This window comes from Haloarchaeobius pelagicus, from assembly GCF_051207375.1.
Classification (GTDB): domain Archaea; phylum Halobacteriota; class Halobacteria; order Halobacteriales; family Natrialbaceae; genus Haloarchaeobius.
In genome coordinates this window covers 1,099,373-1,124,695 of record NZ_JBPJZD010000001.1, presented here as the reverse complement: position 1 = coordinate 1,124,695, position 25,323 = coordinate 1,099,373, and the positions used below count along the sequence as shown (strand labels likewise).

The 25,323-nt window shown below is 54.6% G+C and carries 24 protein-coding genes; 11 read left to right on the top strand and 13 right to left on the bottom strand.

All coding sequences use genetic code 11. From position 1 onward, the window contains the following. Positions 1-77 precede the first annotated feature (77 nt). Positions 78-599, top strand: coding sequence for a hypothetical protein (locus tag ACSC1S_RS05910; RefSeq protein ID WP_435363551.1), 522 nt, complete (start codon positions 78-80; stop codon positions 597-599). Between the two features lie 20 nt (positions 600-619). On the opposite strand, the gene ACSC1S_RS05905 is transcribed toward ACSC1S_RS05910, so the two are convergent. The 8 genes from ACSC1S_RS05905 to ACSC1S_RS05870 form a co-directional block, all read right to left on the bottom strand. Next, on the bottom strand, positions 620-1,009 hold the full coding sequence (locus ACSC1S_RS05905) for a DUF5658 family protein (protein WP_435363550.1): 390 nt from the start codon (positions 1,007-1,009) through the stop codon (positions 620-622). 168 nt (positions 1,010-1,177) lie between these two features. Next, the gene (locus ACSC1S_RS05900) at positions 1,178-2,362 is read right to left on the bottom strand and encodes a hypothetical protein (RefSeq protein ID WP_435363549.1); all 1,185 of its coding nucleotides are present in this window, start codon (positions 2,360-2,362) and stop codon (positions 1,178-1,180) included. Continuing rightward, positions 2,349-3,230 carry a DUF8125 domain-containing protein gene (locus ACSC1S_RS05895; RefSeq protein ID WP_435363548.1) on the bottom strand — a complete coding sequence of 294 codons (882 nt, stop codon included), beginning with the start codon at positions 3,228-3,230 and terminating at the stop codon, positions 2,349-2,351. Before ACSC1S_RS05895 ends, ACSC1S_RS05900 begins: the two co-directional genes overlap by 14 nt. A 1-nt stretch (position 3,231) precedes the next feature. Beyond that, positions 3,232-3,789 carry a DUF8063 family protein gene (locus ACSC1S_RS05890; protein ID WP_435363547.1) on the bottom strand — a complete coding sequence of 186 codons (558 nt, stop codon included), beginning with the start codon at positions 3,787-3,789 and terminating at the stop codon, positions 3,232-3,234. 27 nt (positions 3,790-3,816) lie between these two features. Further along, positions 3,817-5,430: an Env/VP5 family phage fusion protein gene (locus tag ACSC1S_RS05885; RefSeq protein WP_435363546.1), complete on the bottom strand. Its 1,614-nt coding sequence runs from the start codon at positions 5,428-5,430 to the stop codon at positions 3,817-3,819. Continuing rightward, positions 5,414-5,650, bottom strand: coding sequence for a hypothetical protein (locus tag ACSC1S_RS05880; protein ID WP_435363545.1), 237 nt, complete (start codon positions 5,648-5,650; stop codon positions 5,414-5,416). The genes ACSC1S_RS05885 and ACSC1S_RS05880 overlap by 17 nt, the downstream gene beginning before the upstream one ends. Then, on the bottom strand, positions 5,647-5,802 hold the full coding sequence (locus tag ACSC1S_RS05875; RefSeq protein ID WP_435363544.1) for a hypothetical protein: 156 nt from the start codon (positions 5,800-5,802) through the stop codon (positions 5,647-5,649). Before ACSC1S_RS05875 ends, ACSC1S_RS05880 begins: the two co-directional genes overlap by 4 nt. A 34-nt stretch (positions 5,803-5,836) precedes the next feature. Further along, a complete protein-coding gene (locus ACSC1S_RS05870; RefSeq protein WP_435363543.1) occupies positions 5,837-6,271 on the bottom strand; it encodes a DUF8023 family protein in 435 nt (144 codons plus the stop codon). Between the two features lie 128 nt (positions 6,272-6,399). Between ACSC1S_RS05870 and ACSC1S_RS05865 the strand changes: the two genes are divergently transcribed. The 7 genes from ACSC1S_RS05865 (at position 6,400) to ACSC1S_RS05835 (ending at position 13,335) form a co-directional block, all read left to right on the top strand. After that, positions 6,400-8,511 carry an AAA family ATPase gene (locus tag ACSC1S_RS05865; protein WP_435363542.1) on the top strand — a complete coding sequence of 704 codons (2,112 nt, stop codon included), beginning with the start codon at positions 6,400-6,402 and terminating at the stop codon, positions 8,509-8,511. Positions 8,512-8,513: 2 nt separating this feature from the next. After that, complete coding sequence (locus ACSC1S_RS05860; RefSeq protein WP_435363541.1) at positions 8,514-9,857, top strand: hypothetical protein; 1,344 nt, start codon at positions 8,514-8,516, stop codon at positions 9,855-9,857. A 217-nt stretch (positions 9,858-10,074) separates the two neighbouring features. Further along, complete coding sequence (locus ACSC1S_RS05855; protein WP_435317941.1) at positions 10,075-10,482, top strand: hypothetical protein; 408 nt, start codon at positions 10,075-10,077, stop codon at positions 10,480-10,482. A gap of 189 nt (positions 10,483-10,671) precedes the next feature. After that, complete coding sequence (locus tag ACSC1S_RS05850) at positions 10,672-10,860, top strand: hypothetical protein (protein WP_435363540.1); 189 nt, start codon at positions 10,672-10,674, stop codon at positions 10,858-10,860. A 4-nt stretch (positions 10,861-10,864) separates the two neighbouring features. Next, complete coding sequence (locus tag ACSC1S_RS05845; RefSeq protein WP_435363539.1) at positions 10,865-11,128, top strand: DUF8156 family protein; 264 nt, start codon at positions 10,865-10,867, stop codon at positions 11,126-11,128. After that, positions 11,125-12,129 (top strand): Cdc6/Cdc18 family protein, encoded by a 1,005-nt coding sequence (locus ACSC1S_RS05840; RefSeq protein ID WP_435363538.1) that lies wholly within the window; start codon positions 11,125-11,127, stop codon positions 12,127-12,129. Before ACSC1S_RS05845 ends, ACSC1S_RS05840 begins: the two co-directional genes overlap by 4 nt. Before the next feature lie 138 nt (positions 12,130-12,267). Next, on the top strand, positions 12,268-13,335 hold the full coding sequence (locus ACSC1S_RS05835; protein WP_435363537.1) for a PDDEXK family nuclease: 1,068 nt from the start codon (positions 12,268-12,270) through the stop codon (positions 13,333-13,335). A gap of 1 nt (position 13,336) precedes the next feature. Here the strand turns inward: ACSC1S_RS05835 and ACSC1S_RS05830 are convergent, their stop codons facing one another. After that, entirely contained in the window at positions 13,337-14,656 is a 1,320-nt protein-coding gene (locus tag ACSC1S_RS05830) for a DNA cytosine methyltransferase (RefSeq protein WP_435364590.1), read from the bottom strand. A gap of 117 nt (positions 14,657-14,773) precedes the next feature. On the opposite strand from ACSC1S_RS05830, the gene ACSC1S_RS05825 reads away from it, so the two are divergent. The 3 genes from ACSC1S_RS05825 (at position 14,774) to ACSC1S_RS05815 (ending at position 17,555) form a co-directional block, all read left to right on the top strand. Next, entirely contained in the window at positions 14,774-15,028 is a 255-nt protein-coding gene (locus ACSC1S_RS05825) for a helix-turn-helix domain-containing protein (protein WP_435363536.1), read from the top strand. Further along, positions 15,012-15,812, top strand: coding sequence for a hypothetical protein (locus ACSC1S_RS05820; protein ID WP_435363535.1), 801 nt, complete (start codon positions 15,012-15,014; stop codon positions 15,810-15,812). Before ACSC1S_RS05825 ends, ACSC1S_RS05820 begins: the two co-directional genes overlap by 17 nt. 102 nt (positions 15,813-15,914) lie before the next feature. After that, complete coding sequence (locus ACSC1S_RS05815) at positions 15,915-17,555, top strand: hypothetical protein (protein ID WP_435363534.1); 1,641 nt, start codon at positions 15,915-15,917, stop codon at positions 17,553-17,555. A 104-nt stretch (positions 17,556-17,659) separates the two neighbouring features. Here ACSC1S_RS05815 and ACSC1S_RS05810 read toward each other — a convergent pair whose 3' ends face one another. The 4 genes from ACSC1S_RS05810 to ACSC1S_RS05795 all read right to left on the bottom strand — a co-directional run bounded on the left by ACSC1S_RS05810 (position 17,660) and on the right by ACSC1S_RS05795 (position 25,323). Then, a complete protein-coding gene (locus ACSC1S_RS05810) occupies positions 17,660-19,390 on the bottom strand; it encodes a DUF262 domain-containing protein (RefSeq protein ID WP_435363533.1) in 1,731 nt (576 codons plus the stop codon). Positions 19,391-19,780: 390 nt separating this feature from the next. Continuing rightward, positions 19,781-22,285 carry a pentapeptide repeat-containing protein gene (locus ACSC1S_RS05805; RefSeq protein ID WP_435363532.1) on the bottom strand — a complete coding sequence of 835 codons (2,505 nt, stop codon included), beginning with the start codon at positions 22,283-22,285 and terminating at the stop codon, positions 19,781-19,783. A gap of 48 nt (positions 22,286-22,333) precedes the next feature. Beyond that, the gene (locus ACSC1S_RS05800) at positions 22,334-23,248 is read right to left on the bottom strand and encodes a phospholipase D-like domain-containing protein (RefSeq protein WP_435363531.1); all 915 of its coding nucleotides are present in this window, start codon (positions 23,246-23,248) and stop codon (positions 22,334-22,336) included. Next, positions 23,245-25,323: a DUF8724 domain-containing protein gene (locus ACSC1S_RS05795; RefSeq protein ID WP_435363530.1), complete on the bottom strand. Its 2,079-nt coding sequence runs from the start codon at positions 25,321-25,323 to the stop codon at positions 23,245-23,247. Before ACSC1S_RS05795 ends, ACSC1S_RS05800 begins: the two co-directional genes overlap by 4 nt.

Here is a 25,323-nt window from a genome sequence, read left to right as displayed (position 1 = left end):
GTGTTTCAGGCCTCTCATTCGAGAAAGTGAAGAAGAATTAATATGACTCGGTGAGGGTATCCGCCAGTGTCCAACCTGTGGGAAAACAGATACCAACAGCACACAGAGACGCGTTGAAGCCGTACGTATCCAGTTCGGAGTCGGTCAAGGATGTCGTTTCGACAGGGCCGAAGACCTACGTACTCACTGACTCTCGTCTTCTCTCTATCTGGAGGGGAGCAGAATCGGGATCTGGTCGAGCAAGGGAGCAGGTGAAGTCAATACCACTGGAGCAAGTGACTTCGGCGACGGTCGATTTCCACGGTGAGGAGCCCGTCGACACGGAATCATTGATTGCAGGCGGAGCCTCAGCCTTCATGGGACTTCTGAGCATCGTCTCGGCAGCCCTGCTAGGTGAGCAAGTGCTCCAGCTTCTGGCTATCCTTGCCGGCCTAATCTTCGTTCTGGTGGGCGGCTACTACATCCTAAAAGCGTACAACACAGATTCAGCATTCGTCCAGTTGCACCTTGCTCTCACCGACGGGACGACGCGAAACGTGAGCTTCTCGAAATCAGGCGTCGGGTTCGTCGAGTCTGTGGCGGAGACGGCCGGCGGCTAATAGGCCGACCAGACCACTTCCTACGCGACCATCTCCAGAACCTGCAGGTTCCCCAGCGTCAGCTGAGCACCGGATACCAGAACGCCCGCAGGGATGGCGTGGTCGACCGGTCTGGCGTCAACACCCCAGTAGCGGTCGACGAGCCGGGGAGCAGTGCGGTAGATGACCAAGAGGCTGGCGAGCACGAGTATCTTGATAGCGACGAGGCCGAGTATCCCAGCGACGTCCAGAGCCCATGCATTGATCGGGACGGCTTCGTAGGCGTATGGATGCCGTGTTCCCATCCAGGTCGTCACAGTATCGCCGACGCCCCAGGTGAGGAACGCGAGGCTCCAGAGGTAGGCACCGGTCCAGGTGTGGAGGAACTCCCTGTCGACCTCGAGGCCGAGCTGGCGCTCAGTCGTTGCCATCAGATTTCACCTCCTGATTTTCGCTCGAAAGAGCTCTCAGAACCGATTTTCGACCCCCGGTTCGGGGACGGGTGTCCGGAGAAACCCGGCCAAGAGCCCCCGTACTGTATATAATTATGCTCCCGTCCGGGGGTGTGTGGTGGTGGACAGGGCCGGGCCTACGCGCCATCATGCGGTTTCACCTCTCGGGTCGTCCACGAGGTCGCGGTGTTGTCCGTCCTTCCATTCGCGCACGCGGTCACCGACCCAGCTCTTCCCGTAGGGCACGAGCCCGTTGCTCTCCTCGCCGTTCCCGCTGGTGTCGGCGATGTCGCGGTAGTTCATCCCGGCGTCGTCTGTCCACGGTTTCGCGGCTCGGATGGCCGTCTCGATGTAGGTCTGCTTCGCGACCTCCTCGGCGCTGGGTCCGTCGTCGACGTCTTCCTCGTCCTCGAGGACGATGCGGAACGAGCTGGCCTCATGTTCGGGGAAGCGTTCGCGAGTGTCGGTGAGGCCGGTGAACTCACCGATTTTCTCGCGCGTGTCCTCACCTCCCTCGCTCTCCCAGAGTACGACCTTGCCGGGGTCGTTCCGAGAGGGCTTCTGGATGACCAGCGTGGTCATCTCGCGAGTGGGCTTGTTCATGCGACCCCAGACGTGCGAGACCAGCAGTAGGCTACCGCGCTTCGGGTGCGGCCCGTGTTCGGACTCCTTCTTCCGAATTAGACTCGCGCGAGTCGCGAACACTTCTGCTTTCTCGACGTCGGCCCCACGACCGGTGAGTTCCTGCATGGTCTCGTCGAGGACGCCCAGCGAGGGCTTCTTGTGCGAGGCCATCTCTTCCAGCATCTCGAGGTCGGACGAGACCACACGGTCGAACCCGTCCCAGGTGGTGACGCCGTACATCTGGCCGCCGGTCCAGGCACCCCATGCACGGGCGATGTCGACTGTCGCCGAGGTCTTCCCCGCACCAGGTGGGCCGGTGACGACCGCGATGGTTCCCTCCTGGGAGAGTCGGCGGACGATCTCGGCGAGTGCGTCGGTGGCGTCGCCGGAGTTCTTGGTGAGTCCGACCATACCCTGCAGCTGAGAGACGTTGCCCTCGCGGTACGCCTCGTCGATACTCCGCGTGTGAGCGCTGGTGAGAATCTCCTCGGCCAATCGGGTATCGAGGAAGTTCGACGGAGCAGCAGTGTGGCGCGGCTTCCAGATGGAGCACAGGTAGTTGAGCAGATCGAGTGTCTCGCGGTCGTCGACCATGCCCGCGAACTGGCGGACCCACTGGGGCGTCTTGCCTTCGAGCGCACCACGAAGGTACTCGCGGCCCTGTGCTGCCGCGTAGACGACGTCCTTGCTCTGTCTACTCTCCGCCACCGTCTTCACCTCCATCCGTCGCGACGGGTGTCTCACTGCCACTAGTAGACTCTGGTGTCGGCCCGTCGAGTTCGTTCTCGACGTCGGCGATGGCGTCACCTATCGTGGTGTCACCATCCTCACCCTGGGCCTGCTTCAGTCGACGCTCGAAGCGCTCGGGCTGCAGGTCGTCAGGGATGATGTCATCGATGACGCCGTCGATGGTTCCCGCCCCGAGATCGGGCACGAGGTGCCCTTCGAGCGCGGCGTTCAGTTCCTCAGCCTTCGTCGAGTGAAGCCGACGAACGACCATCGGGAGGTGCGTGGTGAGCCGGTCGGCCTTCCAGATACGCGACTCATAGCTCTCGCGAACGTCTCGCACTTCCTCTTCGATGTCGCTCGGGCTGGTTCCCAGCAGTTCGAGGTCGCTCTTGACCTTCGTCCAGGTCGCGTGCCCGATCGGGTCGTCGGGGTCGTGGTTCCACCAGCGACAGTAGTACCAGTTCGACCGACCTGGCACAGGTGCGAGCTTCCCACCGATGACCGTGAAGTCCTGGAGGACAGCGTCGGTGACTTTGGTCACCTTGACCGTTGTATCTTCGGCGTCGACGTTTGCCTCGACGATGTAGTTCCAGTCCGGTTCGACCTGTGAGAGAATCTTCGAGCCAACCCAGTGGCCGCCGACCGCGGCGATTGCGCCGAAGACGAGGACGACTCGAGCCCACAGTGGGAGCTCGAACCCGATGTCAGGCGCGTCGATGAAGCCAGCCTCGATGGAGAGGTAGCCGATGACACCGAGGACAACTAGGAGGCGGAAGTTCTCCCGGAGGAGCTGGTAGCTGCCACCGAGGGCTCGTTCGGGCCAGTCGAGGATGCCGTACTTCGACACCCTACTTCACCTCCTCTATCTGGCGCTTCTCCTGCTCTTCTAGCTTCGATTCTCGGTAGCGTTTCGTTCCCCAGGCGGTCCCAGCGAAGGTTCCGAGTGAACCGGTGGCGGCGAGGCTCCAGGTCGCGGGGCCGTTGAACAGGTCGAAGCCGTTGCCAGCTTGGAGGAAAATGCCATAGCCTTCGTTGATAGACTGTGAAGTGGTAACCGTGACGACGGCTTTCCCGTCGACCATCTGGGCGGGCACCGAGGTCTCGATGACGTTGCCTTCGGTGAGGTTGAGCTGCTTGATGTTGAACCGTCCAGCGCCAGCTCGATCGGCCCCGATCTGCTCGGAGATGGTCGCGGTCGAGACGGGTGAGTCGGTTCGGAGCGTGATGTCGAACGCGCCGTCGGTGTAGTCGTAGTCGAGGATGTCGACTGAGCCGACTTCGCGGACGATTTGCTGGGGTTCGGGCTTCTGCGTGGTGGTGGTCCGGGTAGTGTTCTCCTGGGCGAGTGCGGGCTGGCTGGCGAGCGTTGCAGCTCCGAGGGTCTTGAGTAGGGTGCGTCGGTTCATGGGAAAGATGGGTCTGGGATTGGCTGGTTAGCTGGCGCTGCTGGATCGGTCGGCGACGTAGAGGATGCCGGCGATGGCCACGAGGGCGCCGATGCTGGCTCCTCCGAGGCTGATGCCGCCCAAGTTGACCCCGCCACCTCCGCCTCCGGTGTCGTAGGTCCGGGTGATGTTGTCACGGTACTCCAGAACCATCTGAAGTTCTTGCTTGGTGGAACTAGCGTTCCACGTTTGGAGGTTTACTTGCTCGGGAGCAGTCTGGTTGACCTGCTCACCAGTGCGAACGTTCACGAGGTTGGTGATCGTGAACTGTCCGTCAAGTTCTACTACTCGAGTCCCGTCGTCGGTCTGTTGGACGAACAAGACCGGCGGAGCGGCATTCGACGTGTTGTAGGTCTGGTTCAAGATGAAGGACCCATTCGTCGATGCAGGTAACCAATCAGTGAACATGGTGCCAGAGATGTTGTAACTCTGGCCCGTCTCGAACGCATACGTGGTGTTGTTGGTACCGTTGAAGTCGAATTCGTTCGTGGCGGTGTGGTTGGATGCAGGAGTGTAGTTGATGTAGAACGACTGATTGATACTACCGTTCAGACCACCAAGACCGAGTTCAGCAGCGAGCCAGCCGTAGCTGCCGGTGGTTTCCTCGTTGGTGTTCCACTGGCTGGCGAGCGTGATGGGGTCGAGTACCTCAGTCACGTTTAGCTCCTCAGACGTGTTGTAGGTGTCGTACAGCGAATCGACGTAGGTCATCGCATTCGTCTGCACATCGTCGTGAGTCGTCTGAATCTGACCGAGGGTGTCGTCGTAGGGAGCCGACCGGAGCAGATTCGCGAAGTCGTCAGCATTCTCACCGTTGTGGTCCGTCCCCGTCCAGTTGTCGGGGTGGACCGTCATGACCACCGGGTGGTCGTGGGACCCATCCATCGGGTTAGAGTATCCGGCGTCAGAGGTGTTCAGCACCGGAATCGACGTGTTACTACCGTCCAAGAGAGTGAAAGTGGCGTTCTCATAGGTGAACGTGGTGTCGTACCCGTTCACAATGCTACCAGAGAAGCCCCACGGCCACTCACCATCAGCGGTTGAGACAGCACGGACAGCGAGCGGACTATCATACCCGGAGATAAGGCCAGCGTCCTGATACGCCTGGACAACATACCACGTCTGGTTCACATTCGCGCCGTAGGTCTCCAGCGTGTTCAACTGCATATTCGTATACAGCTCGGCCAGAGACTCGTTAACGCGGGTTTTCGCCTCAGCACGAGTGCTGTTATTGTTGAACGCTTTGACAGCCTCTGACTTGGCGACTGTACGAGCGAACGTCTTGGAGGTCTCCAAGTGATTTCGAATCGGGATGATACTGCCGTTCTGAAGGTCTTCAAGCGCGAGAGCCGTCTGGTAGCCGTCTGAAACCGTAAGGGTCTGGTATTGGGAGGCTTGCTCGCACTCGATAGACTTGTCCCAGTCGAGCAGGACAACGTCGACGAGGATGCCTGCTGCATCACGTCCACAGTGGTCACCGGCGAACCCGTCACCGTCGGGGCCAGCGGCTACTGGAGCGACCGCGACCTGTCCGATGATGACGAGGACGGCGAACACCGTCAGAACGCGCCGGAGCCGACTCACGTCAGAGTCGCCAGTCATCGGGAATCACCTCGAGGTCGGTGAGCAGTTCGAGCAGACCGAGCAGGCCGACGATCCCGGCAAACGCGAACAGAATGTTGGCGTACTGGCCGGCGACCGTCGACACGAGGTCGATGCCGAACAGCAGTTGCGCGCCTCTGTTCGCGGAGACGAGGCTCAGCGCGAGCAGGGCAGCGAACGGTCCGAGGCCGCGGTCGTCGAGTTCGTCGCTGAAGCTCATTCATGCGTGGCGTAGCAGTCGAGCGCCCGCGACGGGTCCTGATAGGACTCCCCGCAGGCGCAGGTCACTTCGACCGTCGGCTGCTCGACGGGCCCGCTGGGCGAGTCGAACAGGTCGGTGTCCGGTGCAGCTCGGAAAGGATGGGATGACATGGGTGGATGGGTCTCTCGGGTAGGGGTAGGTTGGTTATCCGCCGTAGGCCGCGACGCCTGCGCCTGCGACCATCGTAATCGCGGCCGCAGTGCCGGCGATGTCGCTCCCGGTCACGAAGGAGTTGAAGCCGGGAATGAACACCATCAGCAGCGGGATGGCGATGAGGCCGGCTGCGGCGACGCGGTAGGCGGTCTCGAGGTTCTTGCTCTTGTTCTGGGGGTCGTCTCCGTCGGAGACCATCCCGATCCAGTCGCCGAGCTCGACCTCGTTGGTGATCGAGATCCAGACCGCGCCAGAGATGATGAGCAAGGCTGCCCAGCTGATGGTCTGGCTACCGAGCGAGAACGCGGTGTCTGAAAGGCTGTACCCGTACACGCTGATAGTGCCGATGTCGGTGAGACCGATGGCACCCAGGACGATTGAAGCGAATCCTGGCGCGTCTTCTTCGTCAAATTCTCCGGAGGTCATGGTGGTAGACTCCGGATAGCCGTCGCTGTATCTAGCTTAAATAACCTGTAATCAAACTAGTTCGTTGGGCAGAGAGTGATAGAGGGGTAAGCGATTTCACCCCTTGAATTGATAGCCCTTGTATCGAGATGTCAAAGTTCTATTTCCATCCTGTAAACGACGAATGGCTGCCCTATTTTAGACGAACTGTTGAATCTCCAGTCTCTCTTGACGACGTCCCGGTCCCTGAAGAACTGGAGGAGGTTGACGATGTCCGTGTGTGGGGGACAACATATGAGAGCAAGAAGGAGACGTACCTCGACGACATGGAAGAGGATGATATCGTCCTCTTCACTCGGAACCGGAGAGTCTTCGCTGCTGGTCGGGTTGGTCGAGTTTTCAAGAGCCGTGACTTCGGAAGGGTTGTCTGGGACAACGCGGACAGCGAACTCGGGTATACCCTGAAGGACTTCGAAGAGGTCGACTTCCCGTACGATATTGTGCTACGGGATCTCGGATATTCCGACGGGTCTCGAGTCCAGGGTTTCATGCGGCCTGCTGTCTCCAGCCAGCAGAATATCGTGGATAAGTACGGCTCAATTGAGGAGGCATTTGCAGCGTACAAGGAGAACAGCCAATCTGGACAGGGTGGCGAACTCAGCGACTGGGTCTCTTCAGGTGGCGAAGACGAGAGCAAACCAATGAGCGAGATCGACGACGACATGATCACCAACAAGGCACCGTACTACTGGGTCAACCAGAGCAACAACCCGGCCGAATTAGAAGAAGGCTATCTCCGAGCCCCTCGGGAGGACCTGCCCCAATACGACCTCCAAAAGCTCGAGGAGGGAGATATCGTATTCAACTATACCGACGGTGAGATTGTCGGCTATTCAACAGTCGTTGGACCGGCGTACGCCGTCAAAGAAGACGGTGATGAGAAGCGTCAGGTCGATATCGAGGTCCATCTGTTTGATGAGCCATTGCAGTTCGCTGAGGTCTTCGGCTATCTCTGGCGACTAGACGTCAGGCTGGATAAATACTATCCTGTAAACAAGGGTGGCATCAATCAGCAGTACTTCTTCAACCTCAGTCAAAAGGCTGGAGACTACCTGTTGGAGCAGGGCGGTGCAAAGGACTCGAACACCGACCGACTGCATACCCGTCTCGAGAGTCCAGAAATAGAGGTGGACCTTCCTGACGATCTCTACTTCTATGCAGGGGAGGAGATACGCCTCCGCCAGCAAGTGAATGCGGCCCTGAAGGCTGGCAAGCACATCATCTTCACCGGTCCGCCAGGCACAGGGAAAAGCCGTATCGCGAAGGCAGTCGCTGAACAAGCGGCCACGAATGAGGTCGTTGACGGCTACACCTTCACGACAGCCACTGCAGAATGGAGCTCGTTCGATACCATCGGTGGATACGTCCCCTCAAACGGAGACAGCGAGCTCGAATTCGACCCCAGGCTCTTCCTCCAGTGTTTCCGGGACCAGAGCGGCACCGTGCAGAACGAATGGCTGGTCATCGACGAGCTGAACAGAGCGAACATCGACAAGGCACTGGGTCCGCTGTTCTCGGTGCTATCGCACGACTCTGTGGAGCTTCCCTACGAGAGAGACGGGCGAATCAAGGTCGACTGGGTCGACGAAGACGAGGACCTGAGCGAGATCGCACAGGACCCAGACCGGTTCCCTGTCACCCCGGCGTGGCGGATGATCGGGACGATGAACACCTTCGACAAGACCTCGCTCTATGACCTCTCGTTCGCCTTCATGCGGCGTTTCAGCTTCATCCACATCGGGGTCCCGTCTGTCACAGACGAGGACGGGGTCGTGGTTCGGGACCTCCTCGATCCAGCAGAGGGGCCCAACTACGCGACCGTCTGGCAGCGGAGTCTTCCGCACCTTCAGGACACCATCGACGACCACCACAGCGAGGTGATGGTCCTCTGGGCGATCATCAACGAGCACCGCTCCATCGGGCCAGCGATCATCCTGGACATCTTCGAGCAACTCGCTGCATTCCAGGGCGGCGACCAGAAGGCACCGCTGACCTCGGCCGTCATCAATTACATTTTCCCGCAGTTGGAAGGGATGCGCCAGTCCGACCAGGAGGAGCTACTGACTCAACTCGAGGAAGGTGGTGCAATCGAGGCTGGAGATGGCCCAGAACCGGTCGACCTCCCGCTCGACGTGCAGTACCTCAAGCGGAAGGCCAACGATATGTTCGACCTCGATCTCGACGTCCAGGCTGGGCTGTAGCGATGACCAAAACACCTGCCCACGAGCTGCGGGAGCTTGTCGCCGAGGAGCTGATTACATACCTCGGAGAGGGTGTGCTCAACAGGGACCAGTACGCTGAATCGCTGGACTACAGTGGCATAGAAATCGAAGACTTCGACCAGCTGAAGAAGCTTCACTTCGTGCTTCACGGAGACGTTGTCGAGTATATCGACCGGCTCCCGGATCGTCTTCGTCGAATCAAGACGGTCACCCGACAGCAGACGGAGACCGTCCGAGGGGAAGTCCGTGGGACGGTTAACTGGCAACAGACCACCCGTCAGCGAGGATCACTCGGGTACAACGACCCCACACTGTTCGTTGTCAGCAATCCCGAGGTGGAATACGACATCCCGGAGAACAGGGTCCTGAAGAAGTTGCTCTCGGTCATTGCAGAACCGCTCACAGATGATGTCGAATCGGTCGACCGAGACTGGCGTGATCAGTGGGACGATCAGGATATCGTCGGTCTCCAGCAGACGCTGGCTCACAACATCTATCTGGATTCTCTCCCCGCACCAGACGAGATTCGAGTCTCCGACAGGGACCTTGAGACTGCTCGCCGCTCGCGCCACCGGCTCTACTCTCGGAGTTACGAACTGTACCAACTCTACGAAGACCTGATGAACAACCGGTTCGAGAAGGAATCCGTCCGTAACCTGCTCAACGAGACGCTGGTCACACCCACTGAAGATTACACGCTCTTCGAGCTGTTCTGCGTGTTTGGCGTGATGCGGCGACTCCGGTCTCGATATCCGGAAATCCGGCTGAAACGCATAGACTCGAGCACCGAGATGCTGGCCGAGTTAGAGGGACCAACGCAGCGTCTGGAAGTCTATTACGACCAGAATGGCCCGTTGAAGTTCTTCGAGTCGTATCCATCCTCAGACGAACTGGCTGGGAAGGATGTCCCGGAGATGATTCGCCGCCACGCCACTGCGCTCGAAGCTCACGGTGAAGCCCTTGAGGAATTCCTGTCTCGAGGGAGCCAGCACAGCTTCTACAGCGGTCGACCAGACTTCCTGGTGCTTCGGTACACGAGGGATGATCCAGACTCTCGGTTCCGGACTGAGAACCTTGCTGAAGCCATCATTGGCGAGGTGAAGTACACACGGAATGAGAACACGTTCTCAGAGGGGCTCAGGGAGCTCATGGAGTACATCCACTTCGCCAGAACGGCTGAAGATTATCTCTTCGGAACTGAGAGTGGCAGTATTGATGTGAATGGGGTCCTCTGCACCGATGGTGTCGCGACTAACACTGATTCAGCAGGGATCGTTGATCACGCGACGACGTTGGATTTGCTACGGAGCAAGGAGGAAGGCTGATTGAACTCTAGAAATGGCAACACACAGTGGTTGATCGCGCCGAGGATGATGGCGGAACTGGGGCGTCTTCCGAGCGAATTCTCTTGACGGTATGATGGTAAACCCGGGAAAGCCATCCGCCAATATCGAATAAATAAACAAAGGAGGGATATTTCAACTACGATGGCTTGGCCAGACCGGGCTACGGCTATGATTCCCGGCACCGTACCTCGTTTGTATGAATTCTCGCGATTGGGATGCCCTACATATAGTTCCTGAACAGGTCCATTCGGAATTCGACTCACTCCCAGAGGAGTGGAAGCTCAGGGTAGAGAATGCAGTCTTGAAAACGTTCAAGCCAGAGACGGATCATCGGGCGAAAGTACTCACCACGGTAACGGCTCTCTATCTTAACGAAATCGGTGGGGAACCGAAGCTTTGCAGAGATGGTAGCAAAATCATCCAGCCTCTTCCCAGAACGTATCTCAACCGTGCGATGGCCAAAGCCTCCATACTGCTGGACCTGACGGTAAATAGAATCGAACAAATTTGCATCTACGAGCGGTGCGATGGAACCGACAAACGATCCGTCTTCATCGAAGACCTGACCGATATCAACTACCAGTTGATTACCTACATCAACTAGCCAACATCAATCCTTTTCCGGCCCGCTTCCGGAACGACTTCCGGAACGACTTCCGGCCCCTTTCCGGAACGCAACGATTCCGGATAATTGACTACCTGAAACCAGTGAATATCGCACTTCAGCAGACTTCCGGAACTTCCGGCCCTTACACTCTGACACTTATCTTACACCTTCCCCTCCATCAATTCGATGCCCTGGAACAGTAGGCTGTTCAGCATTCGAGTATCGACCGAAGACGACGGCTACTACGCAACCGAGGATGGGACTGACATCGTCGGCCACGGTGACACCCCGCAGGACGCCGTCGTCGAGTACGCGCTAAAGTGCCGCGCGAGAATCGAACGCGCCGAGGCCGACGGCGAGCCCCAGCGGGTGTAATCCGATGGGGAAGACCAACCCAACCTACCGCGATCACGTCCGGAAGTGGCGCGAGGACACTGACCGGTTCCGGCGGGCTCTCCGTCGCGAGCGCCAGGAATCCTTCGACGAACTCCGGAACCACGCCGACCAGGTGGCCCACGCCGGGATGTACTACAACAGCACCAACCCGACGGAGACCATCCTCCTCTCGATCTGCACCTGCCAGCAGCATCAGATTCGCCAGCTCCGCCAGCGCGTCGACGACCTCGAGGAGGACACAGCGTGATACGGAACGCACAGGCGCTCGACCAGGACTTCCTCCCGGAGGAGCTTCACCATCGCGAGGGAGCCATCGACGCGCTCACGAGCGCCCTGCAGCCGCTGGCGAAGGGAGCCAACGGCGAGGACGTCCTCCTCTCCGGCCCGACCGGCGTCGGGAAGACCACGCTCGCGAAGTACATCTGCCAGCGCCTGGAGGGTGAGGCCTTCGGGGTGAAGTGGGGCTACGTCAACTGCATGAGCGAGTCCTCCCGGACCGGCGTGCTGTTCGAGCTGACCCGGAGCGGCACCCTCGCCAGAGACCTCCGCATGGAGGGCACGCCCTCACGGATGTTCCTCCAGCGCCTTCGGGACTACGACGGGCAGTTCGTCGCGGTCGTCGACGAGGTCGACATCCTCGAGGACCAGACCACGCTGCAGTCGCTGTACGAAATCCCGCACGTCTCGATGATACTGGTCTGCGTCGACGAGGACACGTTGTTCCGCGACCTCGACCAGCGGGTGGCCTCGCGGCTGCGCTCCGCCCAGAAGGTGACCCTGGAGCGCTACGGCCACGACGAGCTGGTGGACATCCTCTGGGACCGCGCTGAGGTGGGCTTCCAGGTCGGCGCTGTGAATGGGGAGGTGATCGAGCACACCGCGGACGTGGCGGCCGGTGACGCCCGGATGGGGATCTCGTTGTTACGGCACAGTGCGCAGTTGTGTCTGGATGACGAGCGGGACCGGATCACTGTGGAGGACGTGGATTCTGTAGCAGAGGATGTTCGGTCAGAGGTGGCGACTCGGTATGTGGAGGCGCTGAGTACGCACCAGCGGTTGCTGTACGGGATTATTCGCGAGCAGGGAGAAGTATCGGCTTCTGAGTTGCATCGGTTGTACGAGGAGCAGGTTTCGGATGGGAGGGCGCAGAGTACGAGGCGAGAGTATCTGCGAGCGATGGAGAAGGAGGGAGTGATTCGGTCAAGGGGACAAGGTAAAGGGACAAAATATTCACTTTCCGGCATATAGGGGACCGAATAAAAGTCAACAATACGATAGTTATTGGTGGGGTGTGTTGCGGAAATGCTGCCTGTGTTCGTATTCTGTATCCAAATAGAATGTAACCTGTAATTAGACTTGAACTTGTCAAGTCCAGATTCGTGATTGATGGAGGACGAATCTCTCGATCCATCGGAGTACAAAGTCTACTGGTTCGCTCGCGATCTTGTTGCCTCTGCATACGGTAATTATGCAACTAAAGAGACCAACCACTTGCGTGGAGTCTCGCGGGAGCTCGAACAGCGGTACAACTCTGGACAATCTCTGTCCGAGGTCTCAAAATATCTACAGCACACGATTCCTAAACCGGTAACTAAAATGTATGCTGGCGACATCTCGAAAAGATATCGTCAGACCGAGGATCTGACTGACAGACTCATCCGCCGATTAGAAACACGAGAGGATATCTACGAGCTACATATCGCCACTGAGGCAGTAGTGAGAGTTTCTGAGATACTCGATGCAACTGCTAGCTTTGGCAGGGAAGAAATCGAAGATATCGTCGAAGAAACACTGATCGACAATCGGGAGATAGAGCCCGAAAAGGCGTACGAAGCTCTATACAGAGTGGATTTCGAAGGGGAAGCGTACCAGCTCGGTGCACAACGTCAACCCCTCGTGTCCTATGTGAATGAACTGATGGAGGAGTTGGAAGAACAGCACGGGATGGAATCCGAGGAGGTGGCACGAATTCTGTCCAGTGTCGTTCAAGAGTATGAGAGGCGTGCAGGACAGAGTCGGGCTGCGACGGCTGGGAATGTTCTGGAAGTTGGATTGCAGCACGTCTTCCGTATCTGTGGGATTCCAGCGACGGGAACGCCCCAACACTACGGGGACCTCGAAGTCGACAACGTCGTTGAGGGACCAGCTGGTAGTATTGGGTTCTCCTGCAAGCGGACTCTCCGAGAACGATTCAGGCAGAGTCTCTCGAGACAGTCCGAAATCGGTGTTGATGAGATCTGGTTCGTTTCCCTGATGATGGCTGATGTCTCTCGCGAGAAACTCCGCGACATAGCAGAAGACGGAGGCCGTCTGTATGTCCCCCGCGATTCATTTGTCTGGACCAGTTACAGCAATGATCCTGAGCTAGAAAATGCACTCCGTCCAGCAGACCAGTTCCTGCTTGACGTAGAGAGATTCACCGGCCATGAAATAGAAGAAATCCCTTCAGTGTAAGCTAGTCTGCGTTCTCCAGCAGAGGCTCTGCTTCCTCAAGGACTTCTTCGCGAATCGCAGTACCAAGTGCCTGCGCCAGAAGTGGGGGCACAGCATTGCCAACCTGTTTGAACGCATGAGTGCGAGCAACGGGGAACTCGAACGAATCACGGAATGACTGGAGACGTGCCGCTTCTCGTACCGTGATGGAACGTGCCTCTGTTGGATGGATAAACATGTGTCCGTCCTTGTAGAGGTGAGCGACGATAGTCGTAGACGGCTCCTTGGGGTTCTGTTTCTTCAGCTTGTCAGGGAATATGTCAGTTCGGTAAGGCTGGTGTTCCTCAGGAATATCCCCAATGATGTATGAGACCCCTTCTCCGAGCAGTTTGTACAGTGTGAGGTCTCGCATGTTGTGCCCTCTACACTCATGATTTTTGAGAGTCTGGTCCTCCCAGTCTTCATCCTCTGAAAGGTCGTGGACCCAGTACTGGTACTCTGAGACAGGACCGATTTCGTACTCTTCAGCTTTGGTTGGCGGAGTATCTCCTTTTGGCGAGACTGGGGGGAGATTGAGAATAGCGTCTGCAACCGTGTTCCAGGGTTTTTTCGAGCCACCCGGAGTGAAGTTCGGGAACTCTTCGTGCTCTTCGTCTTCAGCAAACCCGCCTAGCGTACTCTGATCTTCTTCGGTCTTCTTCGAAGGGTCTTCCCTGAATTTGATCTCCTTCTCAGACTCACTCTTCGGAGCCCGATGGGTAGCCCATTCATCCATATCGGGGTTCTCCTGACCCACTCGATTACCTATAAAGAAGAGGCGCTTCCGGTGTTGAGGTACTCCGTAGTTCGCGGAGTCAAGGAGCTTGACTCTTACCTCGTACCCGAGCGACTCCATCTGGTCAGTGATGACATCGACTACAGCCTCGCCATCCTCGTTTTCGGCGGAAAGCATTCCCTCGACGTTCTCCATCAGAAACGCCTTGGGCTGGTAGTGGTCAACAAACCGGAGGAAATCCTCATAGAGGTGGTGGCGCTCGTCAGTCTGATTGTTACGCCCTTCCAGCGAATTTATTTTCGACCTGCCCACAAGCGAGAAGGTCGGACACGGTGGCCCTCCAGCCACAAGATCCAGCTCACCCGTTTCGAGTCCGAGGTCCGGCGGCTCAGTCTCGGTGATGTCACCGACAGTCATCTCATGCTCGTGGTTGGCATCATATGTCGGCTTGGTATTCTTCTCATGGTCAATTCCCCAGAGGACTTCGTACCCGGCGTCATGGAGTCCCTGTGAGAGGCCGCCAGCCCCACAGAACAGATCAATCGCCTTCGGCTGCTCCTTGCTCATCTTGCTCACTGATATTCGGCACCCACTCCAATAAAAAACTCTTCATCGATACTGGGGAAATGTTGTAACCAAGTTGTAACCATAATACATACATCAAGCTCCCGGTGGCCCTAGCTGATGGATATAGACGAGTACGCATGGGTGAAAGCAAGCGATTACAGGCAAAACGTCCTGCTAGCTCTGGCTCACAAACCCCGTACTCCGAAGGATATCGCTGAAGAGACTGGCTACTACCTGAGCCATGTCAGTAATACCCTTTCGGATCTGGTGGAGCACTCGCTCGCGGAGTGCTTAACACCAGACCGGCGAAAGGGTAGATTGTACTCCCTGACTGAAGCTGGAGAAGAGATTGTGCATGAACTCGAACGATAGACGGTACGAGGGACCACTGCCCTTTGGTCGAACCAGTATCACCGCTTCCGAGGCAAGGGAACTGGTCGATCTTGAAGGAGCGTACGAATGTGCTCGCGAGGGTAGTGTTATTGAGCCCCACCGGGTCGAACAGTTTGTCGAGTCCTACCCGGAGCTGTTTGACTGGCTTGAACAGAATGGACGTGACTACCCCTGGCGAAACACCAGTGATCCATGGGAAGTCTACACGGCAGAAATTCTACTCCAGCGGACCAGAGGGGATGCCGTAGAAGAGGTCTATCCGGAGTTCCTCGATCGGTTCCCTGACCCTGCCAGTTTGCACGCAGCCCCAGAAGAACAGATACGAGAAACCGTGTATTCCCTCGGCTTCGTCAACCACCGCGTCCGCTCGTTGACAGAAGCCGCAGAGATATTCTGTAGTGAATATTCTGGGACCGTTCCGGATGATCTTGAGGAACTTAAACGCCCATGGAGAGTTGGGGACTACTCAGCAAGAGCATGCCAAATTTTCTCAAGAGGAGACACCTTGGCTCTAGTAGATACGAACTTTGCACGGGTTATTAGCCGCGTTCTGGGCTACGAGATGCCTCCTCAGCCACATAAGAGTGAAGAGGTATATAAACTGATGCAGACTCTGATACCCGACGACCCAGCTCTAGCTAGATCATTCAATCTTGCTATTCTTGATCTGGGAGCGCTCATTTGCACTTCCAGTTCACCGGAGTGCTCGGTCTGTCCAATTAACCATTGTTGCAACTATTTCCACCGGATATACCGCGGATAGAACCACTGAGAGAGATCTCTGTAGAGGTCATTGGGCACTCAGTAACTATTCTGTAAATACCTTGTAACCACCGCTGTAGTATTTGCTGTATTAACTGGTCCTGTGACAGATTCGTTCGCGCTCTCGTCAAGGAGTACTGTGTCTATTGAAAATTTCCCATATAAGTGGGCCCCAATGATAAATTTCTTTGATTCTGATGTTCCCGGGTTCCCACTTCGACGAATCCACATATTAGAGGATGGGACACGAGTTTTTGGAGTCCCAGTCACATGGAATATTTCGGACCGCGATGACGATGGAACCTGCACTCTACAGGTCGATGTGATCACAAATCGGGCTCTGGAAGATCTGGATGAACCTACCAGAGAGTTATTCAAATCAGAACTGGAGGAGAGACTTGGATTCTCTGAAGCGCTCTCAATTGATGACGTCCTAAGTTGTTGTGAGACACCAGAAGGAGATATCCAAGACCGACACAATACGTGGAAGAAGATGGTGGAAATAATTTTTCCGCGTCTTCAGAACTACTACGGAGACAGAATTCGATGTGGTCGCTTCTACTCACGAACCTATGGTCTCCTTCGATTAGTCTCAACATGGAACGTACCGGGTGGCGAAAAGCAGGAGATTATAATGACATCAAATCTGTTGAAAACAGTAGGGAGAAAGATACCCAACGAGCAGGGGGAAGCAATTAATCTCCATCTTCTGCCAACTTATGAAGAGATTCTCGATGGTAGTCTAGAGGACTTCCCGGAGTTCGAGCAGCTAAAAAATGCTGTTGAGGACTTTGGTGATCAGTACCTGACTAATGAGTATAGTATCGATGGCCAGTCATTCTATCTTCTGGACGAGGATGTCTACGTCCCGAGAAATGCTGAGAAGTGGGATCGTTCAATGGAGTCAGTCCAGCCTGAGAATCGGGAGTTGCTCATTCAATTGAAAGAAGACATGAACCGGATGTATCAGAGACCGTTTGTCCTAATCGTATATCTGTATAATGTTTTCCAAGGTCTGGATTTCAGCGAGTTTAGTCGCCAGGGATACGCCGAGATCTACCAGAACAAGCCCAGAACTATGTACCCAAAGGTTCTGGGGATGATTCTACAGCAGGCATTCGGTAACTACGAATGCATTCCAGTTGACACTTGGGTGGAAACAGTGTTCGAAATGGTTCTAGAGACACCATCCCAAGAAATCCCAAATTCAGGGTCTCAACTCGGGAAATTCGAGCGTTTTATCTGGGAGACATCCCAGCTTCGGAAGACAAACCAGCCTTTATTTGATGATATAATTCATTGTATAAAAACGGGGATAATGCACTCTAAAGATATGCATATGCGAAATCCAAACCCCCTATCATGTAACCTGTGCTCATTGAGTGGTGAAGGATGTCCCACATACGAGAAATTCGCGGGTGATAACGTCGCAATCGTCGAACGAAGCCGAACAGAAACAGCAGAAGACGCTGGGGAGATTGAACTAGTTACTCCAGCCAAAAAGAACGGAAACCCGGACAAAGAACTTTATCTTGACACTAACGATTTCGAATTCGGTGAATTAGCCAATGCCTCGTTCATAGTGCTCACAAAAAATGGCCGAGCAATCGCCTCATATTCTCCAACAAGGAAAGACCATCTCCGGTGGAAAAGGACAGACGAAATGTCACCGTTCACAACCCATATTACACTTTCTGAGGGTATCTTCCCGGTCCACGAGGTAATGTCTCAGTCTTCAAGCTAGAGTCTTCACCTACTGAAACCAGCACCGAAGAGATTGGGTACCTTGGCTCGATCTATACGAGCTACGAGGTGGCTTATTCAGAACACCACTCGTACTTCTAGTCCTCAACTGGAGATATTATCGTAACTCCAGATGCCTTTTGCCACCTCTGCCAGTTCCTCCGAACGTGTCTCGATCTTATCGGTTGACCAGTCCTCGTGGTCAAGTAGAGCACGAGTCATGTGGAATGAGCTGGTCTGGTACTCCTTTTGTTTCTTGTCTTCAAACGGGTTGTTGCCTGCAGCTCTGTTCTTCGATTCTTCGAGGAGCGTCAGATTCCCAATCCTGCTGCAGTACTGGTTTTCGAATCTGGTTGCGTCGATTCCGAGATAATCGACCCACCCAGTGTACTTATCGGCACTGACTTGCTGGGGGACGATGTGCTCGATGTCCACTTCGTAAGGAGATACTTTGATTCCCTGGCCAGATGGTGCAAAGTGGTGTCTTTCCATCATCGAGAGGAGATATTTCGTTCGCTTGCTGTTCGGGAAGTTTTCGGAGATAATCGTGCTCTCGAATTCCCGATCGTTCGGTGTTTTCTTATCCAGCTTTGTGATCATGTCGTCGAGCACGTCATCCCTATCGAAACTCTCCGAGCAGATTTTGCTATACACAGTCTGTTCGGTGGAACCGGATGAATGATCCACGACCCTCCGTCTAATCACGAAGACCTCGATCAGACGGATTACCGCTAGGAAATCATCAGCATCGTCGAACTCCTCGAGTGCCCGGAGTAACACTACTCTCCCGGTTTTCCCTTTGATCGCCTCCAGGTCTCGGAGTTTTTCATTTATCTGTTCGAGCTTGGATATGGGGTAATCTGCCTGCTTCTTACTGAGATTGCGCTCAGAAATTGCCCGATAATACTGTGCTTTATCGAGCATATCGGAAACATAATCTTCGATCTCAACCTCTTCATCTTCCAGAATATCCCGAATTACCTGTCTGAACTTCTTATACAGCGTAGTCTTCGAGACGTTCTCTGACACATCAATGACCGAGCTGGCCATTGTGTAGTGCTGGAAAAAGTCCTCAAGGTCTTTCGTTTCTCCATCGAAAACTTCGAGGATAGTTTCCCAGTAGTCCTTAGTTTTCTTGTAATCCACCCCATCGACATCATTCGCCACCATGAACAGGTGGTTTTTCATCAGATCAGGAGGACTGAGGTCCAGACCCCTGTTATTCAGGGTTTCGAACAGGCGGAACGCAGAGAGTTCTCCGTCACACGTGACCTGAACCACAGACATAGATGAGAGGAGTTCACGCTTGATTTCACGAAGTTCCTCCATCTCGAGGTCCAGTCGCTGATCAAACCATTTGTACGCCTTATACAACTGTGTCTCCTGATCTGTGATCAGGTTCAGGTCTCCCTCGAGAAGATGCTGGTAGTCCTCGTTGTCGAAGCCGTTCAGCTGAAGACGCTTGTACTCATTTCCTTCGTACGAATCACGTAGTTCGTTGGCGATCTCGTTTGCAGCTTCCTCTTCCCCTGCCTCCCGATACTTCTCTTCGAGAATCGACAGTATCAGCGAGATCGTCGCAACGCGCTGCTGTCCATCCACGAGCTGGAATTCATCGATGTCGTCGTTTCTATCGATGATTACAACGATAGAACCCAGGAAGTGCCGGTTCCGGTCCTCACGAAGGCCATTGAGGTCATCCCAGAACTCGCTCCACTGCTCTTCATCCCAGGAGTACCGCCGCTGATAGTCAGGAACTACGAACTGCGTTCGTTGACGGGCAAGAAATCGACCGATGTCTTTCTCATCCGCACTGATATCCATCTGTCCGCTCATTCAAAGATGTAAATATCATTGGATGACCTGCATAAATAGATTATGTAAACAGAACAGGGCAAGAGGGGACGCCGTATTCGACCACCGTAGCTTACCTGAATATAAGATCAAAATCTGCGTTTTAATGGATCACACTCCGAGCTTCACCGTCCATCTCAGAAATAATATGACATAGGGCATGCTGGCCAAGTGAAACTAGCCGTTTCTTATCCTTCTCAAGCTGGGTCCGCAGACGTTCGCCACGTCTTGTTCGTGCACCCATAGGGGGTGGCGCGCGGCTAGCAGTCTTCTCGACGCCGTTCGTGCCCGCTTAGTGGCTCCTATCTCCAATTTAGGAAACAGGTCAAATCATAAGAGGTCTGAACAGGAGGTGAGACACTGAACTGAGCATCAGCGACCCGCCTGTCGTCCGATAACGTAAATAAACAGAGCAAATACAGCTGTTCCTATCGCTGCCTCAGCTGTCGTAACCAGCCGCCCGCCGATGCCAGCGGGTGCGAAGTCGGTGAAGCCCGGTGAGACGAAACTAGCCAGACTGAACAGAAATCCATCCAGCAGAGCTCGTATCACTTCAGCACGCGAATCTCGAAGGAGATCCACCGAGAGCTCTCTACCATCCGGAGCCACTGCGTACCCATTGATATAGAATACCGTCGACAGTAGCAGAGTAAATACAGTCAAAAGCGATAGGTTCCGGTATCCTTCTCCATACTGTATTACTCCTCGGGACAGAGTTCTTTTGAACCATGACCAGCCGGATTTGATCACTGAACCACTGATATCCGGAAGGCCCTCGGGGGCTTTCCCACTGATATCCCGGGGGTCCCTATAGCGCCACCTGAACCGCTGGTAACGAGCCCCAACCGTCCTCCAGAACTGAACTGCAACCGCTCGGCGGGTTGTCTCTTCGCTCCGGATATGATGTCGGCTGACAGCCTCTGGGAGTGAGTTTTCTATCGCTAGCCGCTCAAGTGCCCGGTGAGTGCTACTGGCTTTCCGGAGATTCTCGGGTTTCGACACCTCTTCACCCCCTACAGGGCTCTCTCCACGTTCATATGGTGTTTCGACGGAAAGCTTGGTCTCGGCATTAATCCGGGCCCCGGTGAGACCTGCCCCGTAGAGAAAACTGTCGCGGAGGTCAGTCGCGAACAAATTTGCACGCTCCAGAAGAGTAGCCTCGAGCGTTGCTTCACGCAAATCTCCCATTCGGAAATTACAGTCAAGTAGGCTTGCCTCCGTCAGGTCCACTCCTCGAAACTTCGCCTTCCGACAGGTAGCCCCAACCAGAGAGGCTCCAGTGAACGAGGTGTCCTTGTCGGCCCTAGCTCCTTCAAGAACACAGGAATCGAGGGTCGCCCGGGAAAAATCACAGTTTGTCAGCTCAGCCCCACTTAGATCGACTTCTTCGAGTGATGCTCCATGGAAAGAGACTCCAGATAGTTCCGCACCAGAGAGATCAGCGCCGCACAACGATGCACCCTCGAGTGAGACATCCTCAAGACGGACGTCTTCTGTGTCTATGTTTGCAAGATTAGCTTGCTTAAAATCACAGTCAACAAATTCACACTCCTCGAGTACACAATCGCTCAGCTCGGCTTCGGAAAACTCGCAGGAATTAAATGTGCTAGCCGAGATACAGCATTCTGATAGGTTCCCATCAGAAAACTTCGCGTCCTCAAAGTCGATCTCGAATATTTTCGCACCTTCCAGATATGCGCCAATAAAAATCGCGTGGGAAGATTCATTTTCGTCTGATCCTCCGCTAATCTCTGATCTCTGTAACTCCGAATTTCGAAAGCTGGTATAGTGTAGATCTACATGCTTGAGCTCTGCCCCCACGAGATTCGCTTCCTGGAACTGGGCTTCCCGAAGATCCGCACCGGTTAATATAACGTCCGAGAGAGTAGCCTGCTTGAGCTTGACATTCGACAGGTCTGCCTCTTTGAGGTGGGCGCCTGTCAGGGTAGCATCAGAGAAAGTTGCATTTGACAGGTTCGAACCATTCAGTTTCGACTGGGACAGGTTGATACTGGATATCTTCGCTCTTGATAGATCTGTCCCGCGCAGGTCGCACTCAGCCAGTGAAACATCCGATCCCTCTGAATCTATAAACTCAGACCTCCTGAGCTCCCCGTCCGTTATGTGTACCGACTCGAGCGTTGTATTCCGGAACTTCACCGCTCTGCCCATAATTTCGTGGGCTCTGACATCAGCTATCTTACTATCATTAAAGCTCGCATCGTTACACTCTATCCTTTCCAGTTCGCTGTCTTCGAGTATACTCTCGGTGATCTCTGCACCATTCAGTTTGGCCCTTGCGAAGTCGCAGTCACGGAACTCCGCATTGGTAAATTTGGAGTCAACTACAAAGGAGTCAGCGAAAGATGATGAATTTCCGTTGAAATTATGAGCATGTACTCCAGATAAGTCTGAGCCTTCAAACCGGCACTTCCTCATTTGGGCCTCGTCTAGACAAGTGCCAGATAGATCCGCTTCCCGGAAATCTATCGTTGTTCCGACCGCTGAATGAAAGGTGCCATCCCTGAGGGCTGCTTCTGTGAAGTTCGCATCGTGTAGTACTGTGTCAGAGAAGTTAATCTCAGCCCCACGACACGCTTTTAGCTGACTTCCTAGCAGACTCGCCCCTGCAAAACTGGTCCCGGTGCTGAGTGAGAGTCCTGATAGTTTAGCCCTATCAAGTAATATGACCTGTTCCGGGTCTTCTTGGAGTTGTTTTAGTAACTTCTCGATGACCTCAGGGCGTGAGTCAGCTTCTCCGGAGTGCCAAATACACCGTTCACTGCCTTCGTGAGAGGGCCAGTAGCAGCAGTAAGATTTCTGTGGGACTCCTTCTTGATCAATCTCGACCAGTGGCTCTTTGCGGCAGTTAGACATTGGTTTGTTCAGAATTCCCCGGGAACTCGATTTCTGTATACAGTTGGATCATGTCTCTGTCTCTGGATAAATCATGCTTGCACGCTCCTCAATGAGAACATCAGCAAGTTCAACGAGGCTATGTATGTTCTCGCCACGCAATACAGCGCCAATCTCAAGATATCTCAAGAAGGCATTGCCAGTAAAGTTGGCGCTGCCAACATATGCTGTCGTTCTGTCAGCGATCATCACCTTTGCATGTAGGGCGTACACTGGGTATCTCTCTCCGGGAGGTGGTTGCTGATAGTACTCAAAAATTCTAAGCGCCCCCGGCACGTCACTCTGATCGAGTTCAGTAAGTGGAGCCAGCGCATAACTATTTGCAGAGCCCTGCTGGAGTTCACTTGAGACCAGATCAACACTCACACCCCGCTGTAATGCTGACTGGAGACCGGGGAGAAGCCACTTAATGCCTTGCTCCTCAATGAACGGGCTTAGGATAATGATTCGGCGATTGGCTGATCCGCACATCTCTAGCAACTTGCTCGTAATTTGGTGGAGCCCGAAGTCAACTGGATGGAGATTACTGAACCGGGGATCGCTTTCGGGGAGAGTACATACCAGTTCGAATTCCTCTGTGTCCCGACGTTCCTCCATCTGACGGCCCAGATCGAGCATCTGTCGAGCACCAATGAGTGGATCTACAACCCTATCAGCTGTAATATGATAATGGAATTCTCCACTGTTGAACTTGGCAGTCACCCAGCCAGCGTTCTCCATGTAGCCCAGTACATCTTCCACCAGCGTCTCAGAGACTCCATCTGGCATCGCAGCATGGATTTCTGAAGCAGTTCCACTGGTGTCCCCCGAGTGAGCAAAACTGAGTAGCCCCTGGAGAAGGCGATCCACTGTCGACCGATCCCCGAGCAGGGTTCCGAAGTCGAAGTACTCCAGCAAGAGGTCGGTTGAGACTTGATTATTCATCCTGTGCTTTGTTGGTGGTATTCTTCTGCGACCTCGAGATATCCTATTATATCCCGTGTTGCCGCTGGTTTTGAGCCGAAGAGGAAGTCCCGACCGACATTTCGATTAAGATGAGAGCAGGAAACCTCCGAAACATGCATACAGCTAAAGCAGGCAGATCCGCGTCGACTACATACTGGATCGTAAACGCAGTTATTCCCCTTGGAATGTATCTCCGAGATGAGATCATCTAGGTCGGATTCCAGCATTGTGTAGATGCCTCCCAGCGAAAAGTCCTCGCGCTGGTCTGTATAGATAATGAATGAGAGTGAATACGGGAGGAGATGCTCAGAGAGGCTCGTTCGAGAGACTCCGGAAAGCTTCGTTATTTCTTTGAGAACGCTATGTGAGAACGTGTGGATGAGATGGTAGACAAAGTAGGTCATCGGACTCTTTTCAGACTCACCCACCTCGATCGTGCTGTATTCCGGGATTTCGGTGACGTTGTCTACAATCCAAGCTCTGATTTCACTCTCTCCCCATTCATCAAGCGGCTCCGTTTCTACCCGCGTCACACCGCTGCCCTGTAGCCAGTTGTCAACGGTTTCGCTGTCCCAAGAGACAGGGACAGGGTACCGGCGGTCCGCCGGGGTATCTGAATCCAGCATTTGATCTCTGAGCTCTGCGCCGGGGCCTTCGTCAGACAGGCTATTTTCGAGAAGCCAGCCGAGAACCGCACGCGGATCGAGTTCGATCTGAGTCGACTCAGTCGAGACTGTATCGACAAAGATCGGGAAGCCCTCCCCGCTTGTGTTAACTTGGGTCTCAGAGAATCCCATTAGCATTGCCTCGTCTTCATCTCGACTCCCGCGGCTATACCCAAAGACGACGTTTGTAATCGGGAACTCCTCAGTAAACGTTACGGAGCTGATACCGCTGGCATGGAGTTTCTTTTCCAGCTGATTTGCCCGCGTCTCGCGTGCCTTCTTGCTCTGTGGATCGTTAGACCCTGCTTCAGTAATGATTTCACGCACTGACTTCCGCTCGAACTCTTCAATTGTGCTCAGGTACTGGCGCAGCTCATAGACGATACTTGCATGATCATCTGCGATTGCTGAATGCGTGCCGTCCTGTGGCTCCGTGATTGAGACATACTCTTTGACCAGATCAGCAAGTGGATCCGTCGACTCTTCCAGCTCCGCAATTTCCTTTTCCAGTCGCTGAATCGTCTCCCGGACTCCGTCTGATGGACTGGATTCCTCCATCTTCCGGAGCTGCCTGAGAGTTGTTCGTTTCTCTTGGACTTCTTCACCCCCTCCCGCCTGATCGAGGTCAATCTCATCAAGGGGAGTATCAGTCAGGTCAAGATATCTCGCCAATATCTTTTTTGCATATATCGGGCTGTCAACACTACTTGACGTTCGTTGCTCAATATTGATAAGTGAAAAGTGGTGAGGGATATGGACGCTGCTACCACTATGGACGGCAAGAGTCATCCGACTATCATTGAGTGAGCATCGGCAGTAGTCATTCAGGCCCTTGGTGGTCCCGCAACTGGTACAACGCCACCTGAAGTTCTCGAACCGCTGGCTGTCCTGCGTGTCGAGTTTCCACCGATCCCACGTGTTACAGGCCGAGCACCGGCCTGGATCTGGTTTTTTAATCTCCCCACATTCGTGTATGAACACGTATCGATACTGACGAAGATCCCCATCACAGTGTCGGCAACTCAATCTTGAATTATACTTTGCGAGCTCCTCGGGGTCGTCATAAGTATCAACGATACCACAGTCGGAACAGTAGAACAACAGTGGGAATAGCTCACTCCGCACCTTTGTTGGCTCAACCAAGTTGAACTGTGACGCTTTCTGTGGAAAACCAGCCTGTCCAAGCGAATTCTCGGCTGCGGACCACTGTCGGACCCGGGAGAGAACCCGTTTTCCGACGAATTCTTTATCCACTTCAGAACTCGGGACTGCGTCGATCCCGGTAACCCGATGAATCCCATATGGACCGGAGTAGTCGAAGGTTTTCCCGGGTAAATAGTTGAACAGTACCTGTGACCGACCGCGCGTCATGTAGTTCTCTTCACTCAT

Coding starts and splice junctions, on each gene's coding strand:
- ACSC1S_RS05820 (WP_435363535.1), top strand. CDS start 15,012: ATGAACTCGAACGATAGACGGTACGAGGGACCACTGCCCTTTGGTCGA.
- ACSC1S_RS05875 (WP_435363544.1), bottom strand. CDS start 5,802: ATGTCATCCCATCCTTTCCGAGCTGCACCGGACACCGACCTGTTCGAC.
- ACSC1S_RS05830 (WP_435364590.1), bottom strand. CDS start 14,656: ATGAGCAAGGAGCAGCCGAAGGCGATTGATCTGTTCTGTGGGGCTGGC.
- ACSC1S_RS05850 (WP_435363540.1), top strand. CDS start 10,672: ATGCCCTGGAACAGTAGGCTGTTCAGCATTCGAGTATCGACCGAAGAC.
- ACSC1S_RS05880 (WP_435363545.1), bottom strand. CDS start 5,650: ATGAGCTTCAGCGACGAACTCGACGACCGCGGCCTCGGACCGTTCGCT.
- ACSC1S_RS05870 (WP_435363543.1), bottom strand. CDS start 6,271: ATGACCTCCGGAGAATTTGACGAAGAAGACGCGCCAGGATTCGCTTCA.
- ACSC1S_RS05795 (WP_435363530.1), bottom strand. CDS start 25,323: ATGAGTGAAGAGAACTACATGACGCGCGGTCGGTCACAGGTACTGTTC.
- ACSC1S_RS05810 (WP_435363533.1), bottom strand. CDS start 19,390: ATGAGCGGACAGATGGATATCAGTGCGGATGAGAAAGACATCGGTCGA.
- ACSC1S_RS05855 (WP_435317941.1), top strand. CDS start 10,075: ATGAATTCTCGCGATTGGGATGCCCTACATATAGTTCCTGAACAGGTC.
- ACSC1S_RS05865 (WP_435363542.1), top strand. CDS start 6,400: ATGTCAAAGTTCTATTTCCATCCTGTAAACGACGAATGGCTGCCCTAT.
- ACSC1S_RS05860 (WP_435363541.1), top strand. CDS start 8,514: ATGACCAAAACACCTGCCCACGAGCTGCGGGAGCTTGTCGCCGAGGAG.
- ACSC1S_RS05835 (WP_435363537.1), top strand. CDS start 12,268: ATGGAGGACGAATCTCTCGATCCATCGGAGTACAAAGTCTACTGGTTC.
- ACSC1S_RS05890 (WP_435363547.1), bottom strand. CDS start 3,789: ATGAACCGACGCACCCTACTCAAGACCCTCGGAGCTGCAACGCTCGCC.
- ACSC1S_RS05905 (WP_435363550.1), bottom strand. CDS start 1,009: ATGGCAACGACTGAGCGCCAGCTCGGCCTCGAGGTCGACAGGGAGTTC.
- ACSC1S_RS05825 (WP_435363536.1), top strand. CDS start 14,774: ATGGATATAGACGAGTACGCATGGGTGAAAGCAAGCGATTACAGGCAA.
- ACSC1S_RS05805 (WP_435363532.1), bottom strand. CDS start 22,285: ATGTCTAACTGCCGCAAAGAGCCACTGGTCGAGATTGATCAAGAAGGA.
- ACSC1S_RS05885 (WP_435363546.1), bottom strand. CDS start 5,430: ATGACTGGCGACTCTGACGTGAGTCGGCTCCGGCGCGTTCTGACGGTG.
- ACSC1S_RS05845 (WP_435363539.1), top strand. CDS start 10,865: ATGGGGAAGACCAACCCAACCTACCGCGATCACGTCCGGAAGTGGCGC.
- ACSC1S_RS05800 (WP_435363531.1), bottom strand. CDS start 23,248: ATGAATAATCAAGTCTCAACCGACCTCTTGCTGGAGTACTTCGACTTC.